We start from the raw sequence: 712 nt of genomic DNA on the forward strand, positions 1-712 counted from the left end.
AATCTAGACTCTGAGGTAGCAAAAACCTTTACTCCAGATGAGTATCGAGCGATGGAGGAAACCGCCGTAGAACGTCATGAATACTGTAATGGAGAAATTATTGTTATGCCTGGAGGTTCAGAAGTTCATAGTGCGATCGCCAGTAATATCTTAATTTATTTGGGATTTTTACTCAGAGATACTGATTTTCGCTTTTATAATAGCGACTTACGAATTTGGATTCCTGATTTTAATCATGGAACTTATGCAGATGTTTTGGTCATTAATGGTGAACCAGAATTTCATGATAATCGCACCGATGAAATTATCAATCCTTTACTAATTATTGAAGTGCTTTCACCTTCCACTCAAGGTTATGATCGAGGAGATAAATTTAGAAAATATCGCTCTTTAGCTAGTTTTTGTGAATATGTTTTGGTGAGTCAAACAGAACCTTATATTGAGCATTATTATAAACAGGAAGATCAAAATCATAATCGTTGGCAATTGCAAGTTTATGATCAAATTGACCAAGCAGTTTTTCTACACAGTTTAAATGTAGAAATGCCGATGGAGGAAATTTATCGCCGAATTAAATTTTAATGGTGATATGATCACCAACTAATTAGCTTGATAATCTTTACAACCAATGGCTGCTTCTGTATTGGCAGTATAGGGATTGACAGTACATTTAAGACGATAATTATTAGTAAAAAATTGGCAATTATGACAG

Annotated in this window: 1 protein-coding gene; it reads left to right on the forward strand. The window is 34.1% G+C overall.

Features of this window, described 5'->3' with window-relative positions; genetic code table 11:
• The coding region (locus CUN59_RS02565) for a Uma2 family endonuclease (RefSeq protein WP_104386362.1) at positions 1–582 on the forward strand (582 nt) is incomplete at its 5' end.
• Between the last annotated feature and the right edge of the window lie 130 nt (positions 583–712).

The sequence above is a fragment of the Cuspidothrix issatschenkoi CHARLIE-1 genome (assembly GCF_002934005.1).
Taxonomy (GTDB): Bacteria; Cyanobacteriota; Cyanobacteriia; order Cyanobacteriales; family Nostocaceae; genus Cuspidothrix; species Cuspidothrix issatschenkoi.